The following is a 17336-nucleotide window of genomic DNA, read 5'->3' as shown; positions in this document are numbered from 1 at the left end:
AGAATATTAAATACTTTTGGGAGGACATAATCATGAAATCAAGACTAAAACTGCTTACTGCCATTGCGCTTTTCCTGGGTGGATGTTCCACCGGTTCAATGGTAACGAGCGGGTATGTCGACGACATTTATTACTCGCCTGGCGATACCCCGCCCCCAGTTGTGGCACATACCAGTGTTTCACAACCCAAACAAACCACTCCTCAACGGGAACAGGTTGTTTCCAATATTAAGGAATCGGCCAATGGAAAAACCGTTGACAACTACGTACTGAAGGATGGTAGTTCAAATTCGTATGGAAATATCGATGAATACTACTATAACGACCAGCCCGATTATGCCGACACCACCTATTACAATGATGATGACTCGGTTAAATATGTAATCAACAATTACTACGAACCTAGCGATAACATGAGCTACAGCTCACGTATCCGCCGTTTTCATGACCCTTATTTCTACGACCCCTACTGGGATAGTTATATGTGGGATCCGTACTACTACGGACCATCATGGAGCATTAGCTGGGGTTTCGGATGGGGCAGCCGTTGGAATAATCCCTGGTATTATGGTTGGGGATCTCCTTACTCCTACTACGGTTGGAGTGGGTATTACAGTCCCTGGTATTATGGTGGTTGGGGGTACCCGTACAATTCCTACTATGGTGGTTGGGGAGGTTACCCATATTATGGCGGGGGATATCCAGTTGTTGTAAATCCTGTCGATCGTTATCACGGAAGAAGAAATTATACTGGCCGCCAGGGTGGTTCCAATGCCATCAATTACGGTGGAAGTAGCATCAATCGTGGGCAGGCTTTAGGCCGGTCCATTCCGGTTGGTTCTTCCCGGTCATCTGCTTCCGGAGTGGTAAAAGATGCTTCTTCATCTACATCATCAGGAAGAAGAACGATTGGTGGTGCCGGTGCTACCGGAACCCGTTTGCAGGGAACCCGCCCGGGCACATCATCAACCAAAGCAGGTACGATTAATCGTGGTACTACGACAACAACGCGTGCGGCCACATCAACTCGTCAATCCGGAACGTATTCCGGCGCGCCGAGAAGGAATAGTCAGGTACAGACGAGTCTCCGTAGGGGAACTTCTTCATCAGTTCGTTCAAGCTCAGGAACGGTCATGAGCCGTCCCAGGGTTCAGACTCAAACAACTACCCGAAGTCGTTCTGCAGTTCAAACAACAACGACAACCAGGAGGTATACGCCGAGCTACTCGAAACCGAGAATGAATACTCGGGCAACTTATAACAGATCAACGACCAGACAATATACACGGCCCAGTAGTACGTCATCGAGTTACAGTAGATACAGCAAACCGAGCAGTACTTCGGGCACACGTAGTTCTGCAGTTCGTTCAAGCAGTTCATACCGTCGTGGTTCGAGCAGTTCATCGAACTACCGTTCCGGCAGTTCGACCAGAAGTTATCGCTCATCCGGTAGCAGTTACCGTTCATCCGGTAGTTCAAGCAGTGGAAGATCATACAGCGCACCTTCATCAAGTGGAGGAAGCCGTAGTTCCAGCGGCAGTAGCGGCGGAAGTTATTCCGGTAGAAGAAGGTAATTTGTTGTGACGAGTTCCAACAAAAGAATGATGAAGAACTTTAATTCCTTTTGACAATGAAAAAGATAATCATGACCATCGGTGCGCTATTGGCACTGACACTATATGCTTCAGCTCAATATGTTGACCAGGCATTAACGCTGTCTCAACAGAGCTATGGAGTTACAGCCCGGGCGAAAGCAATGGGTAGCGCCTTTGGCGCACTGGGAGGTGACTTTTCATCACTCAGCATCAATCCCGCGGGAATAGCAGTTTATCGCAGCTCGGAAATGACATTCACTCCCAACGTCTTCCGACTCGATAAAACCCAGGCAACCAACCAGGGATATACGGCCGATGATTCCAAATACAATTTCAGCTTTCAGAACGCAGGATATGTAGGAACTTATCGTCCCGGTGATACGGAAAGCGGTTTGGTATCAGTCAACTTTGGACTTGGCTTTAACCGATTGCGCAACTTCCATCAGAATTCGCTTTCAGAAGCCATGAATTCACCTTATTCACGGATGGATGCTTTCGCCCAGAATACCAATGGCATTAACTACAACGACCTGGTAACAACCGACAGTTACGATCCCTATTACAACGGAATTCCGTGGGAAAGTAAAATGGCCTGGGAAAACTATCTGATCGATGTGGCCAATCCCGGTGCAGGAGATGATAAGTACAATTCGATTCTGTACCAGAACGAAACCGTTAATCAGCGCTACGCTATCCAGCGCGAAGGTTACATTAATGAGTATGTACTGGCACTGGGAGCCAACTTCAGTGATAAATTCTACATCGGAGCAACGGTAGGAATCGACGACTTGTATTATCTCGAAACATCAACCTACGGTGAAGACGGTGGGTTCGGTAACTTCGATTACTACAATTACCTCAGAACAACCGGGCTTGGATTCAACTTCAAAGTGGGTATGATTTTCCGGCCGATTCCCCAGTTACGATTGGGAGCTGCGGTACACACCCCAACATTCTTCAATCTGAAGGAGAATTACCATTCCTGGATGTCTTCTAATCTTGACGCAAGTGTAGGTGCCGGAGCTGGCAGTCATCGTGAAGAAACGCCTCATGGTGATTACAAATACGATTTGGAGACGCCTTTCCGTGCTATCGGTAGCGTTGCCTACCAGTTTGGAAAGAAAGGCTTGCTTTCGGTCGACTATGAGTATGTGAACTACAACAACATCAAACTGCGCCACGGTAGCGATGGTTATGATTTCTATTCCGAAAACCAGGATATCAGCAATTACTACCAATCTATCGGTAATATCCGGGTAGGTGGTGAATACCGGGTGACTCCTGCCGTCAGTTTGCGTGGTGGTTACGAGTATTACGGAAGTCCATATAAATCGACGGTAAGTGGTGTTTCGCAACCGAATTCGAATTACCAGCACGTGACCTATAACGGCGGTCTTGGTTTCCGTTTTGGCAACACCAGCCTCGATATTGCCTATGGTCTAACGGATCTGACCCGTTACAATTATCCGTTCCAGGTAAACGGTGTTCAAGTAGAACCCATTAAATACCACAGCTTGGTACACGACGTAATGTTTACCATGGCATTTCGCTTCTAACCAACCAATTTATAATGCAAGAGGAGGCAATCAATGCCTCCTCTTTTACGACTTACGATTAAAAGAAATCCCTGCCTCAACTGAGACAGGGATTTTTATTTTGTATGAAAATGCGATTTATTCTTCGTCGAAATATCAGAGGATCATACCGGCACCTACGGTGTTATTGGTCGCTTCATCAATCAGGATAAGGCTTCCTGTATTCCGGTTCCGCTTATACGAATCGAAGAAAAGCGGCTTGGTCGTTTTAATGCGAATGCGCGCGATATCATTCAATCCAACAGTTTTGTCATCCGTCACCTCTTCCAGGGTATTGATATTTACCTTGTGGAGCACCTCGGTTACCATACAGCGTGCTTCGTTTGAGGTATGCAGCAGTGTGTATTTTTTTCGAAGTGCCATGGGCGTTTCGCTCAGCCAGCTAACCATTAATTCTATTTCCTGACCTTGCTGAGGTTGATTTTCCGCATCGGAAATCATGGAACCACGGCTGATGTCAATATCGTCTTCCAGCCTAATGGTAACACTTTGCGGAGGGAATGCTTCCTGCTTTTCCTCACCACCAAAGTCGATAGCAGCAATTTTCGATTTCATCCCGGAAGGGAAAACGGCCACTTCCTGGCCCACTTTAAAAACACCACCAGCAACACGGCCTGCATAACCGCGATAATCGTGGTACTCGTCTGCCTGCGGGCGAATAACGTACTGTACCGGGAAACGCAGGTCCGATAAATCTTCATCGTGTTCAATCGGAATATTCTCGAGTAATCCGATGAAAGTCCGGCCAGTGTACCATGACATATTCTTTGACTCATCCACCACATTGTCACCCAACTTGGCACTAATGGGTAGGTAATGTACGTCCTTGTTTCCCAACCGATCGGCAACCTGCATAAAATCGGCCTTGATTTCTTCGAAGCGTTCCTGGCTGAAATCGACAAGGTCCATCTTATTCACACATACAATTACGTGCGGAATCTGCAGCAGCGCGGCAATATAAGCATGTCGCCTGGTCTGCTCGATGACTCCATTGCGGGCATCAACCAGAATAACGGCAGCGTTGGCTGTTGAAGCTCCGGTTACCATGTTCCGGGTATATTGAACGTGCCCGGGAGTATCGGCTATAATGAATTTGCGCTTGGGCGTTGCAAAGTAACGGTACGCCACATCGATGGTAATTCCCTGCTCGCGCTCGGCTCGTAGACCGTCAGTCAGCAAGGCAAGGTTAACTTCTTCGCCACCTTTACCCACACTGGCCCTTTCAATGGCCTCCATTTGATCCTCGAAAATGGCTTTGCTGTCATATAATAATCGTCCGATAAGGGTACTTTTTCCATCATCCACGCTTCCTGCGGTGGTAAAACGCAAAAGCTCCATATCAAGATATCCGCTTTCTTTTCCAGACATATCGCTGTTTTAATTAAAATACAGGAACCGTAATCGAAAGGAGTTCCCGTGAGGTTATCATTAAGAGTTAAGCCGGTTCACTGTTAGAAGTAACCTTCCTTTTTCCGATCTTCCATGGCCGCTTCAGAGCGCTTGTCATCGGCCCGTCCTCCCCTTTCGGTGACGCGGCTGATGGCGACTTCCTGGATGATATCTTCGAGTGAATTAGCCGTTGACAGTGTTAAACCGGTACAGGTAATGTCACCAATAGTCCGGCAACGCACTTTCCGCTTCTCAATTTTTTCACCCGGTTTCAATTCCATGAAAGGTGCTTTCGCCAACCATACGCCATCGCGCTGGAATACTTCGCGCTCGTGCGTATAATAGAGGTTTGGCATTTCAATATTCTCGAGAAGAATGTATTGCCATACATCCATCTCCGTCCAGTTACTGATGGGAAATACCCTGAAATGCTCGCCTACATTCTTTTTTCCATTGAACAGGTTCCAAAGTTCCGGACGCTGATTCTTCGGATCCCACTGACCGAATTCATCGCGGTGAGAAAAGAAACGTTCCTTGGCACGGGCCTTTTCTTCATCGCGACGTCCGCCGCCCATTGCGCAATCAAATTTTTCATCTTCGATAGCGTCAAGAAGTGTCACTGTCTGAAGCATATTACGACTGGCATTCGGTCCTTTCTCTTCCACAGCACGTCCGTTATTGATTGAATCCTGGACATACTTAACAATCAACCGTGTGCCGGTCGATTCAGCCAACTCATCACGAAACTTGATGGTTTCGTCGAAGTTGTGCCCGGTATCGATGTGCATCAACGGGAATGGCACCCTGGCCGGGAAAAAGGCCTTCCGCGCCAGGTGAAACATGACGATGGAATCTTTTCCACCTGAGAAGAGCATAACGGGATTTTCGAATTGTGCAGCCACTTCACGTAGAATGAAGACTGATTCTGCTTCCAGTTCCCGTAAATGATTTATGGTATATTTTTCCATAGACGTTTGATTTTCCTGAATCTGATCCTTATGCGGGTGTCACCTAATTTTTTTCTGTTGAAAGACAAGTACCCGAACAGGGCACAAAAATATATATTCTACAAAAAAAACTGCCCTGTTAAGCAAACAATTAATCAACTCAATCCGTATTCACTCTTTCGGATTTGAAAAATACCGTTATTTTTGCATTCACGTATTGAATGAATCCCAAACATATCGGGCATGAAAGAAAGAATTAATGACCTGAACGAAAAATTTCAGGAGGCAACTGTTGGCGAAGTACTTTCCTGGTTTTTAAACGAATTCAAGGGAAAGATAGCTTTATCCAGCAGCCTTGGAGCAGAGGATCAAGTGCTTACCGAAATGGTTACCGGGATTGATAAAGAGGCGACTGTTTTCACATTAGATACTGGCCGGCTTTTTCCTGAAACTTATGACTTAATTCACCGCACCAATACCAGGTACGGTATTAAAATCAAGGTTTTCTTTCCGGAAGCTTCACGGGTTGAAGAAATGGTTGGTGAAAAAGGGATTAACCTTTTCTATGAAAGTATCGAAAACCGAAAACTATGTTGCCATATCCGGAAAATCGAGCCGTTAAAACGGGCTTTTAAAGGATTGGATGTGTGGATTTGTGGTTTGCGTCGCGATCAGTCGGTTACCCGTCACGATATGAAGTTGGTGGAATGGGATGAGGCTAACGGTTTGATTAAACTCAATCCGCTTATCGAGTGGACTGAAAAAGATGTTTGGGATTATATCAACGAAAACAAGATTCCGTATAATCCGTTGCATGACAAAGGTTATCCGAGTATTGGCTGTCAGCCTTGTACCCGGGCGATTATGAAAGGAGAAGATGTACGTGCAGGACGCTGGTGGTGGGAAAACCCCGATACCAAGGAGTGCGGCCTTCACAAACGATAAAATATTTGAATTGGGAAATGGGACCAGGTCCCTTTATTTAAATGGAAAAAGAAAAAGCGCCCGGAAACCGGACGCTTTTTTTATGCTTGTAATTTCAAAACCCTATTTATCAATCGTATTTGTGCTTGGGATCATCACTCAATTGGAAGCCCTTATTGTATTGCTCCATCGCCTGCAAGCTCATACCCATCGAAGAGAAACCTCCATCGTTGAACAGATTTTGCATGGTGACCTTTTTGGTCAAATCGGAGAACATCACAATACAGTAATCGGCACACTCATCAGCTGACGCATTCCCCAGCGGTGACATCCGCTCGGAGAAATCGAGCAACCGGTCAAAACCTTTTACACCGCTTCCTGCGGTTGTGGGCGTGGGCGACTGTGAAATGGTATTAACCCTCACATTCTTTTCACGTCCGTAGATGTAACCAAAGCTACGGGCAATGGATTCGAGCAACGATTTGGCATCAGCCATGTCGTTGTATCCGTAGAACGTGCGCTGTGCTGCCACATAAGACAACGCGAGAACCGAGCCCCATTCATTAATGGCGTCCAGCTTTTTGGCAGTCTGCATCACTTTGTGAAAAGAGAGTGCCGACACATCCAATGTTTTGTCAAGAAAACCATAATCCAGGTCACTGTAATGTTTTCCTTTACGGATATTGGGTGACATTCCAATGGAATGCAAGATAAAGTCAAGCTTTCCACCCAAAACTTCCATCGACCGGACAATTAGTTTTTCCAGATCCTCAACATTTGTTGCATCAGCAGGAATCACTTCCGTGTTGCATTTTTCAGCCAACTTCTGCGTCTCCCCCATCCGGAGTGCAACCGGTACGTTGGTCAATGTAAAGGTAGCTCCTTCTTCGTATGCTCTTTCGGCCACTTTCCAGGCAATAGAATTGCTGTCCAATGCACCGAAAATAATACCCCGCTTACCTTTCAATAAATTATAAGCCATAATCTTAGATATTTAAAACTTGATCTCTTTTCCAAAGGCGGCAAAAATATAAAAGTTATAACAAACCTTTTTCACCAGATTATTAAATAACACCTTTCCAACCCATAATGCTTAAAAATGTTCACAGCGAAGCAAAAAAAAGCTCCGTTACCGGAGCAGTTCCTGTGCATTCTGTAATGCCGCATCGGAAATGTTTTCACCACTCAACATCTTGGCCAGCTCTTCCACACGCTCTTTCTCCGAAAGAAGCTTCAGATGAGTAACCGTCTCGTGTTCAGTATCCTTTTTATATACCCAGAAGTGGTAATCGCCCTTTGCTGCGACCTGCGGAAGATGAGTGATGTTGAGGACTTGCATCCCGGCAGACATGTCTTTTAGGATGCTACCCATTTTTCCGGCTATTTCTCCGGAAATACCGGAGTCAATTTCGTCAAATATGATGGTAGGCAAAGCCTTCGACTTCGAAATCAGCGATTTCAGCGAAAGCATTAAACGAGACATTTCTCCTCCGGAGGCCACTTTAGATATTTCGCATAATTCGGCGTTTTTATTGGCCGAAAACATAAAACTGACCTCGTCGATTCCGGTCCCCGATGGAGTTCCGTTAGCGTTCAAATCGACCCGGAAACGTGAATTGGGCATGCCCAGTTGCAGCAGCAGCGTGTTTACACGTTCTTCGATGGCCGGTAACACTTCTTTTCGTTGTTCTGATAACTGCTCAGCCAGTTTTTTCACTTCCGCTTCGGCAACATCTCTTTGTTTTTCCAGTTTTTCAATTTCCAAATCATACGAATCGATATCGGAAATTTTCGCATCCAGCGACTCACGAATGGCTATTAATTCAGCCACCGTTTCTACCCGGTGCTTTTGCTGAAGGGTATATATCAGGTCCAATCGCTCATTCAAAAGCTCAATACGTCCCGGGTCGTAATCGATACTTTCGGCTGCCCGTTCCGCTTCGTCCGCAATATCTTTCAATTCGAGGTAAGCACTCTCAAGGCGTTGGTGTAAATCCTCTCCTTCCGGGAAAAAACCGGCCACGTTGCTTAGTAAACTTATGCCGTCCTTGCTACCACGAACAACCGAAGGTCCGTCGCCATTCAACAGTTCGAAGAGTTGTGTCAGGTTTCCTTTAATTTCCTCGGCATGATTGAGGGTTTCCAGCTCCTTCTCCATCTCCGCCTGCTCGCCATCGACCAGTGAAGCACTTTCGAGCTGCTCAAATTGAAAACGGAAATAGTCCAAATCGGCTTTTGACTGCCCGGCTTTATCGATCAAAGCATTTAGTGACTGAACCGTTTTCCGGTAAATCCGGAATTTTTCCCGGTAGGTTTCCAGTAAATCGTTGTGACCGGCATACAGATCAACTACGGTGAGCTGAAAATGCTGATTATTAAGTTCGAGATTCTGGTGTTGTGAATGAATATCCACCAGGCGTAATCCCAAATCACGCATAGCTTTCAGATTCACCGGTGTATCGTTGACAAAGGCTCTCGATTTTCCAGATGGGCTGATTTCCCGCCGGAAAATGGCTTGATCATCATAGTCGAGATCATATTGCTCGAACAACTCTTTTAATCCATAAGCACTGACGTTAAAAACGCCTTCTACCACGCATTTTTTATCAGTATCTTTCAATGCTGTCGTATCGGCACGTTGTCCCAGAATCAGAGATAAGGCTCCCAAAAGAATCGATTTTCCAGCACCGGTTTCACCAGTAATAATGGTAAAACCGGGATGGAATTCCACATCGAGTTCCCGAATCAATGCATAATTGCGAATCTTTAGCCGTTTTAACATAGTAATCTTTGTTCGTGGCGTTTAAAGTCCGTCTGATTTTTGAATCTTTTCATACTTCCCCGAGTTTGACGGATCACACTCGGAAAGTACTATCATTACCCGTCGCTTTTCATCCGGCGTTCCCTTCTCAAAAATATTGACCAACTCATCGGATTTGGCATCGAAGAAAATACGGTTGATATAAGTATCCGGTTTGGTCCGGTAAATGCGCTGCATGTCTGACAATGCATCAGCAATTTCGGCCCGGCCTTCATCAGGTTTATCGGCCATGACATCCAATCCCTTCCGGTAATAACGGTACATCAAATCGTGAAAAGAAGAGTATGAGCGGTTCAGCAGATTCTCGGCTAACCAATAGCGATTGTAGTCGCTCTCGTAGGCTTTCCAGCCTTTCTCCCTCGCATTCTGCGAACGATTCACAATGTCCTGCGCTTTTTGGAAATAGGGCGTTCCACCTTGCGGTGAAAAGGTATCGTAGTCAAAACCAATGATCATGTATGCGTAATACGCCAGAATGTTTGTTAATGCATCGGTATTGGAAGTTTCGTCAAACTCCAAGGGTTGAAACTCCACATACCTTACGTGAAAATCATTATCCTTAATATTCAGAACTGTTGATTCGTATGACGAGTTGAAAACCGGCCGTCTCGACTGTATCTGGATGGTTCCTTTAAATTCGTCGGCTGCCACCTGCTGGGTTATCTGAATAAAAATATTGCATTCAATCCGTTCGTCCTGCGAAAACACATTGTCGGTCCATTTGCGGTTATTCATGAACTCATAAATGTCCTTTTGCATCGACTGGAAAATCTGCTTATTGGTCCCTTCAATCCGCGAACTGGACACACTCACATTACACCGCAACTCTTGTCCAAATCCAGCAACCGAAAAGAAAACCAATAAAATAACGAGGATTGTTCTCTGCATACCTTTATCCGTTTGTCTTCCTAAATTTAGCAAAAAGGAACAGAAGGCCTACTTCCTTTTCAGCATATCCAACATCACATTCACAATATCGGCAGCCACTTCTGTTTTCGGCTTCAATCCAAAGCGGTGCTTTGTTCCGTTGCGTTCAATAATGGTAATTCGGTTGGTGTCGTGCTGAAAGCCTGCCCCTTTATCCTGAAGGGAATTTAATACAATGAAGTCGAGATTCTTCTTTTCCAGTTTTCTTCGTGCATTATCCTCCTCATCGTGCGTCTCCAGCGCAAACCCAACCAACAGTTGACCTTCTTTCTTTATTTCGCCCAAACTGGCAGCAATATCCGGGTTGGGCTTCAACTCGATGGTGTAGTTGTCTTTCGCACGTTTTACTTTCTGCTGTTCCGTTTTCACCGGCGCATAATCGGCAACCGCAGCAGACATAACTGCACCGTCGCAAGCAGGAAATGCAGACAGTGATGCCTGATACATCTCATCAGCCGATGTCACATCAATTTTCCGAATGTTAGGATGAGATATACTCAGTGCAGTCGGGCCTGAAACCAGAATGACTTCGGCCCCATTATCAGCCAGACAAGTAGCAATGGCATAACCCATTTTACCGGAAGAATAATTTCCAATAAACCGGACCGGATCAATTTTTTCGTGTGTGGGACCTGCTGTAACGAGGAAGGTTTTATTCAGCAGTTTTTTTTTTCGTTGAAGAAGGAAATAACCTTTTCAACAATGACTTCCGGTTCTTCCATCCGGCCCTTGCCAACCAAACCACTGGCTAGTTCGCCGGACCCCGGATCGATAATGATATTACCGAAAGATTTGAGAATCCCGATGCTTTGTTGATTCGACGGATGTTGGAACATGTCCAGGTCCATCGCCGGAGCGACCATTACCGGACACTTGGCCGACATGTAGGTAGTCACCAGCAAGGTGTCGGCTATTCCATGGGCCATCTTTCCCATCGTTGAAGCGGTTGCCGGGGCAACCAACATCAGGTCGGCCCATATCCCCATATCAACATGACTGTGCCACGTTCCGTCTTCACTGGAAAAAAATTCACTTACCACTGGCTTTCCGCTCAGAGCCGAAAGAGTCAACGGAGTAATAAACTCCTTCGCCGAAGGGGTCATCACCACCTGCACTTCGGCTCCTTCTTTCACCAGCCCCCTTAAAAGATAAGCAGCCTTGTAGGCTGCTATGCTTCCGGTTACGCCAAGTATAATTTTTTTTCCCTGGAGTTTCATCTATTCCTAATTTGTTGCCGCAAACCAACCAGTCGGCGAGCATCGGCAATAAGCTTACTTCCGTTCTTTAGAAGGATTGCGGAAATAAATCTGATCGTCTCTCATCTCTTCGTAAGCGATAAGAGTCGGTTTGGGCAGACGCTCGTAGAAACGTGAGATTTCAATCTGCTCACGGTTTTCAAAAACCTCTTCTAAATTATCGGTGTACGAAGCAAATTCCTGCAATTTCTGATTAAGCTCCTCTTTCAACTCAGCGCTAATCTGGTTGGCGCGCTTGGACAGGACCATGATCGACTCATAGATGTTTCCTGTGCCTTTTTCCAGTTCCTGCAAATCGCGCGGAACCGTTGTGCTAGGGGCTTTGGTCTTCTTGTAATCCATATTATTTACTATCGATTTTTAAATCTTCATCCGTAATATTCAGCATCTTCTTCGTATTGTTGAAGAATTTGTCAACTTCTTTCCGATGATCACTATTTGGGTAATCATCAATAAAGGTATAATATTCATCGAGAGCCGCATTCAAGCGATCTTCTTTTTTCTCAGGAACACTGTTTTCGGCCAGCAGATACTTCGATTTCAGCAACAAAAACATCAATTCTTCCCGATATTGGGAATCCGGAAAATCCTTCAGACTGTTTGACAGTGATACAACTGCTGCCCGGTAGTCGCCCAAATCGTAGTATAAACGACCACTCAAATATGATTTGTAAACCAGCTTCTCGCGAAGTTCATCAATCAACTTGGTCGCTTCCTTTACATCTTTTCCATTCGGATACAAATTAATGTAAAGCTGTAACGCATCGATTCCCTTTTTTGTTATTTCCTGATCGAGCCGTGGATTCGGTGAATTCTTGTAATAACAATAACCGATCATATACTGTGCTTCCTCAGAATAATCACTCCGGGGAAACTCTTTAAGCAATTGCCTGAAATAGTGCCCGGAAAGCAAATAATCCTTCTGACCGAAATAACTCTTGGCCAAATAGTAATAAACCTGATCCGCCCGGCTTGTCCCCCTGTATATATTTACCAACTCCTGGTAAAGGGTTGTGGCGCGGTTAAAGTCACTATTGTCATAATACTCTTTGGCCTTCTTATATTTAAATTCGTAATCGGTACTTTTAAGAATCTTCTGATAGTCGCTACACGATGCAGCAACAGTTGCCAATAAGGCGAACAGGAAAATAAACCTCAGTTTGCGAATCATTTTGCAAAGATAATTTTTTTCAACAAATCAAAACATCAAAATCTCAGAATTAAAAGGAGGTAGCTTCAAACCATCCTTCTTAAACTTTAACCTGTTTTACAACCTAATTTAAGATAGATAAAAAACGGGGCACAAAGGTTGCAAAAAGTCCTGAAAAGTTGATGCTTGCAGCTGCAATTTCGCACCTTTCCGATGTTGCTCTATCGCTCTTTATTCTTCATGTTCAGCAGGTAGGGGGTGTTTGGTATAAAATCAAAAAAGTTTACTTTTGCATTGTTTTAATCAAAACCGCATGAATCGTGGATATTTTTGAGAAAATAAAGACAAACAAAGGAAATATCGGCCAGTACAAGAAAGAAGCTCATGGCTATTTTTCTTTTCCGAAACTCGAAGGAGACATTAGTCCGAGAATGAAATTTCGCGGAAAAGAGGTACTGACCTGGAGCCTTAATAACTACATCGGTTTGGCTAACCATCCGGAAGTACGTAAGGCTGATGCTGAAGCTGCTGCCCAATATGGTATGGCGTACCCGATGGGTGCACGTATGATGTCCGGACAGACCAGCAAACACGAAGAACTAGAGAAAGGACTGGCGGACTTTGTTGGTAAGCCCGATGCATTTCTTTTGAACTATGGCTACCAGGGAATGGTTTCCACTATCGATGCCATGGTCGGAAGAAATGACGTTGTTGTTTATGACGCTGAGTCACATGCCTGTATTCTGGACGGAGTTCGTCTCCATATGGGTAAACGTTTTGTTTACCTGCATAACGATATGGACAGTTTGCGTAAGCAGCTGGATCACGCTACCAGCCTGGCACAAAAAACGGGTGGAGGTATCCTCGTTATCACCGAAGGTGTTTTCGGAATGTCGGGTGACATGGGACGTCTAGATGATATCGTTGCGCTGAAGAAAGAATACAGTTTCCGCCTGCTGGTCGATGACGCTCACGGATTCGGAACCATGGGTAAAACCGGTGCCGGAACAGGAGAAGAGCTTGGTGTTCAGGACGAAATTGACCTGTATTTCGGAACTTTCGCGAAATCGATGGCCGGAATTGGTGCCTTTATCGCCTGTACCGAAGAAGTTTGCGACTACCTACGCTACAATATGCGTTCGCAAACCTTTGCTAAATCGCTGCCTATGCCGATGGTGATTGGAGCACTGAAACGTCTCGAACTGCTGCGCACACAGCCGGAGCTTCGTGAAAAACTCTGGACTATTGTTAATGCATTACAGAGCGGCTTGAAAGAGGAAAACTTCGATCTGGGTGTGACCAACTCACCGGTTACTCCTGTTTACCTGTCGGGAAGTGTTGCCGAAGGTACCAATGTGGTAATGGACCTGCGTGAAAATTACAACATTTTCTGCTCCATCGTTGTGTATCCGGTTATCCCGAAAGGTCAGTTGCTGCTGCGTTTGATTCCGACCGCCAGTCATACCCTCGAGGATGTTGAGTACACCATTAAAGCATTTTCGGAAGTACGGAAAAAACTGGAATCCGGAAAATACTCAACAACCAAAATGGCTCAAATATCATAACGATATAATAAAGCATTCAAAAGAAAAGCCTTCCGTTTGGAAGGCTTTTTTTATTTGTCAAAATCGATGGGCAGTCAATATTAGCTATTCTTCTCCGACAGGTAGCGTTCAGCGTCGATAGCTGCTTTACAACCCGAACCGGCTGCAGTAACCGCCTGTCGATAGGTGCTATCCATCACATCGCCACAGGCAAATACACCTTCAGCATCGGTCTTGGAACTATTATCGATGGTATGAATGTAACCTACATCGTCGGTTTTCACGTAATCTTTGAAAATGTCAGAATTCGGTTTGTGACCGATGGCCAGGAAGAATCCGTCGATTTTAATCTTAACTTCCTCCTCATTGGCTTCTCCTTTGTTCTTCCAAAGCGTAGCTCCTTCTACTACCCCATCACCAAACAAACCTTTGGTTTGGTGTTTCCACAAAATCTCAATGTTCTTGGTGTTGAATACTCGCTCCTGCATCACTTTCGAAGCACGCAGCTCATCGCGACGAACAATCAAGTAAACTTTGTTACACAATCCTGACAGATAAAGCGCCTCTTCAGCGGCGGTATCTCCACCTCCAACAACTGCGACATCTTTACCACGGTAGAAGAAACCATCGCAGGTAGCACAGGCAGAAACACCCGAACCAGCATATTTCTTCTCATCTTCCAGACCAAGGTACTTGGCCTCTGCTCCCGTAGCAATAATTACTGTGTCGGCCTCAATTACCTTCTTATTGTCAATGGTGATTCGGTGAGGAGGACCATCCAATTCAGCTTTCGTTGCCAGGCCCCAACGAACATCGGTTCCAAAACGTTTGGCCTGTGCTTTCAGGTCTTCCATCATCACCGGGCCGGTAATACCTTCCGGGTAACCAGGAAAGTTCTCCACTTCGGTGGTGGTCGTCAGCTGTCCTCCAGGCTGCAAGCCTTCGTACATTACCGGGCTCAGATTCGCACGGGCAGCATAAATGGCTGCTGTGTATCCGGCAGGTCCTGAGCCTATGATCAGACATTTTACTTTTTCAACTTCTCCTGCAGGTTCAGTCTTTTGCGATTGACTATCCCCTAAATTCATGGATTTAAACATCTCTATAATTTTTTCGTTTTTAATTCTTTTTTATTTGGTGACAAAGTTACGCATCAAAGCGTTTTGTTCCGAAAAATATCAATTGATTCTTGTTATCTAAACATAAACAAAACCTATGAGGGTATCATGCTTATTCATTTGGCAAAATTCCGTTCGGGTGAGAACCAGCACTATAGGCGAAAACACTACAATAGACGGGTTTTTTTGAGTTGAAAATTTTGTAAAATTGAAAAAGGAGCCTACATTTGCATCCGCATAAACAAATCGGGGTGTAGCTCAGCTTGGTTAGAGTACTCGTCTGGGGGGCGAGGGGTCGCAAGTTCAAATCTTGTCACCCCGACAATGCAAGATTCAAACAACATCAAAAGCCTGTTAATCGTATGATTATCAGGCTTTCTTGTTTTTTGTCATATCAATTCAAAGCAGAATATTTCAGTTTAAATGAGAACCACGCGGTGACCTCTTTTATTATGTATCTTTAGGTCACCAGAAACAATGTAATGTTCTGTCGGGGAGTTCATTGCAATTTCATACATACATCAGTTATGTTCAAAATTGATGGTTTTTGATGCCCTTTCAAGGCCCGTTCCGGTGACCTTTTTAGGCCAAAATCCATCAGAAAAATGAAATTGTTATGAGAAACACACACACCTTCACCATCAAGTTCATCCTCAGAATGAACAAGTTCCGAAATCATCGGGCACCCATCTATGCACGCATTTCCGTTGATGGAGTCCGGAAAGAGCTGGCCATCAAAGAAACCATCGACCCGGACGAATGGGACAATGAAATCGGCAAAGCCCGCGGAAACCGGCCTGAATCACGTTCCCTGAATATCCGGTTGGTTCAAATCAAGTCGGAGCTGATGCAATGTTACCAGGATTTGCGCATGCAGCACAAGCTCATCACAGCTGATAAAATCAAGAATCTTTACCTCGGCGTTGAGGTCGAACAGTTCACCCTCTCCAAATTGATCGAATACCATGAAACAACTGCTTCCGGAACCCTGGCGCCGGGAACGCTGAAAAACTATTTCACCACACAGAAATACCTCTATGAATTCATCCGGAAACGGTATAAAACATCAGACATATACCTTTCGGAAATCAACTACCAGTTCATTACCGAGTTCGAATATTTCCTGCGAAGTCATCAACCGATAGACCACCAACGACCTTTGCAGAATAATGGCGTGATGAAACACATGGAGCGCTTCCGCAAATTGCTTCATCTGGCCAAACGCCTGGAATGGTTGGAGCGCAATCCCTTTGAGTCTTACCAGTTCCATTTCAAACATGTTGACAGGGGTTACCTGACTGTTTTGGAACTTGAGAAGCTTGAACAAAAGACATTCACCATCGAACGCATGCAGCTGGTTCGTGACCTGTTCATTTTTGCCTGTTATACCGGTGTTGCTTATGTCGATATATCCAGGCTTACTCCTGACAATTTAAGGCTGGGCATCGATGCTCAGAAATGGCTTTTCTACAAACGTAAAAAGACAGAACAATCCGTCGCAATGCCAGTACTTCCCAAAGCCATGGAAATCATTTGGAAGTACAAAAACCATCCGCGGGCATTGCATCGCGGAACGCTCTTTCCGGTCCTGACGAATCAACGTTTGAATAGTTACCTTAAAGAAATTGCCGACCTGACCGGTATCGATAAAAACCTGACCTTCCACCTGGCCCGTCACACTTTTGCTACCACGGTAACCCTCAGCAATAACGTGCCCATTGAGACGGTGAGCAAAATGCTGGGCCATACCAAAATTGCCACCACCCAAATCTATGCACGGGTAATTGAAACCAAAATTAGTCACGACATGGAGAAACTGAGAGAGAATCTCAATCAAACAAGTACAAATTTTATGCTTAACAAAAAAAGTAGTAAATTGGGGTAAACCAATTAAGTAACCAGACAGGAAATCTGAATTGACGTTAAAATCTATAGGCTCTTTAGCCGGGAAAACTTTGCTTTCTTGCCTGATAGAGTCTGTCTTTTTTCGTCATCATTGAAGTAGGGATTATGCATTGATATGCCGGTTTAAGTAGGATGATAGCGGATTTCCCGTTGATGTTCAAACCT

General features: G+C 45.1%; 15 protein-coding genes and 1 tRNA gene. 6 read left to right on the top strand and 10 right to left on the bottom strand.

The features are described from left to right. The first annotated feature begins 32 nt into the window (after positions 1-32). Together T426_RS0117805 and T426_RS0117800 are read left to right on the top strand one after the other, a co-directional pair. Positions 33-1574 carry a hypothetical protein gene (locus tag T426_RS0117805; RefSeq protein ID WP_153637550.1) on the top strand — a complete coding sequence of 514 codons (1542 nt, stop codon included), beginning with the start codon at positions 33-35 and terminating at the stop codon, positions 1572-1574. A 56-nt stretch (positions 1575-1630) separates the two neighbouring features. After that, positions 1631-3151, top strand: a complete 1521-nt coding sequence (locus tag T426_RS0117800; RefSeq protein ID WP_025864876.1) for an OmpP1/FadL family transporter — start codon at positions 1631-1633, stop codon at positions 3149-3151. 135 nt (positions 3152-3286) lie between these two features. Here T426_RS0117800 and T426_RS0117795 read toward each other — a convergent pair whose 3' ends face one another. Then, complete coding sequence (locus tag T426_RS0117795) at positions 3287-4558, bottom strand: sulfate adenylyltransferase subunit 1 (RefSeq protein ID WP_025864877.1); 1272 nt, start codon at positions 4556-4558, stop codon at positions 3287-3289. A gap of 83 nt (positions 4559-4641) precedes the next feature. Beyond that, complete coding sequence (gene cysD / locus T426_RS0117790) at positions 4642-5547, bottom strand: sulfate adenylyltransferase subunit CysD (RefSeq protein WP_025864878.1); 906 nt, start codon at positions 5545-5547, stop codon at positions 4642-4644. Positions 5548-5769: 222 nt separating this feature from the next. Here cysD and T426_RS0117785 point away from each other — a divergent pair, with 222 nt between their 5' ends. After that, positions 5770-6471, top strand: a complete 702-nt coding sequence (locus T426_RS0117785; RefSeq protein ID WP_025864879.1) for a phosphoadenylyl-sulfate reductase — start codon at positions 5770-5772, stop codon at positions 6469-6471. A 109-nt stretch (positions 6472-6580) separates the two neighbouring features. On the opposite strand, the gene T426_RS0117780 is transcribed toward T426_RS0117785, so the two are convergent. The 7 genes from T426_RS0117780 to T426_RS0117755 all read right to left on the bottom strand — a co-directional run bounded on the left by T426_RS0117780 (position 6581) and on the right by T426_RS0117755 (position 12625). After that, the gene (locus T426_RS0117780; RefSeq protein ID WP_025864880.1) at positions 6581-7432 is read right to left on the bottom strand and encodes an enoyl-ACP reductase FabI; all 852 of its coding nucleotides are present in this window, start codon (positions 7430-7432) and stop codon (positions 6581-6583) included. 147 nt (positions 7433-7579) lie between these two features. Next, a complete protein-coding gene (gene recN / locus T426_RS0117775) occupies positions 7580-9232 on the bottom strand; it encodes a DNA repair protein RecN (RefSeq protein WP_025864881.1) in 1653 nt (550 codons plus the stop codon). Between the two features lie 21 nt (positions 9233-9253). Further along, the gene (gene porD, locus T426_RS0117770; RefSeq protein WP_025864882.1) at positions 9254-10159 is read right to left on the bottom strand and encodes a type IX secretion system protein PorD; all 906 of its coding nucleotides are present in this window, start codon (positions 10157-10159) and stop codon (positions 9254-9256) included. Between the two features lie 48 nt (positions 10160-10207). After that, positions 10208-10795, bottom strand: a complete 588-nt coding sequence (locus T426_RS26135) for a phosphopantothenoylcysteine decarboxylase (protein WP_234406743.1) — start codon at positions 10793-10795, stop codon at positions 10208-10210. A gap of 59 nt (positions 10796-10854) precedes the next feature. After that, positions 10855-11415, bottom strand: coding sequence for a flavoprotein (locus tag T426_RS26130; protein ID WP_234406739.1), 561 nt, complete (start codon positions 11413-11415; stop codon positions 10855-10857). A gap of 54 nt (positions 11416-11469) precedes the next feature. Next, positions 11470-11796, bottom strand: coding sequence for a DNA-directed RNA polymerase subunit omega (locus tag T426_RS0117760; protein WP_025864883.1), 327 nt, complete (start codon positions 11794-11796; stop codon positions 11470-11472). 1 nt (position 11797) lies between these two features. Beyond that, positions 11798-12625, bottom strand: coding sequence for an outer membrane protein assembly factor BamD (locus tag T426_RS0117755; RefSeq protein WP_036984618.1), 828 nt, complete (start codon positions 12623-12625; stop codon positions 11798-11800). Positions 12626-12924: 299 nt separating this feature from the next. Between T426_RS0117755 and T426_RS0117745 the strand changes: the two genes are divergently transcribed. Beyond that, positions 12925-14169: an aminotransferase class I/II-fold pyridoxal phosphate-dependent enzyme gene (locus T426_RS0117745; protein ID WP_025864885.1), complete on the top strand. Its 1245-nt coding sequence runs from the start codon at positions 12925-12927 to the stop codon at positions 14167-14169. Positions 14170-14249: 80 nt separating this feature from the next. Here T426_RS0117745 and trxB read toward each other — a convergent pair whose 3' ends face one another. Beyond that, positions 14250-15248: a thioredoxin-disulfide reductase gene (gene trxB, locus T426_RS0117740; protein WP_199898616.1), complete on the bottom strand. Its 999-nt coding sequence runs from the start codon at positions 15246-15248 to the stop codon at positions 14250-14252. Between the two features lie 265 nt (positions 15249-15513). Between trxB and T426_RS0117735 the strand changes: the two genes are divergently transcribed. Together T426_RS0117735 and T426_RS24190 are read left to right on the top strand one after the other, a co-directional pair. Then, positions 15514-15588: transfer RNA gene (locus T426_RS0117735), tRNA-Pro, on the top strand. Between the two features lie 294 nt (positions 15589-15882). Beyond that, positions 15883-17151, top strand: coding sequence for a site-specific integrase (locus tag T426_RS24190; RefSeq protein WP_051569019.1), 1269 nt, complete (start codon positions 15883-15885; stop codon positions 17149-17151). Positions 17152-17336: the final 185 nt, after the last annotated feature.

It is taken from the genome of Prolixibacter bellariivorans ATCC BAA-1284, assembly GCF_000621705.1.
Classification (GTDB): Bacteria; Bacteroidota; Bacteroidia; order Bacteroidales; family Prolixibacteraceae; genus Prolixibacter; species Prolixibacter bellariivorans.
The sequence above is the reverse complement of the archived record's forward strand: the minus strand, read 5'-3'. Positions and strand labels throughout refer to the sequence as shown.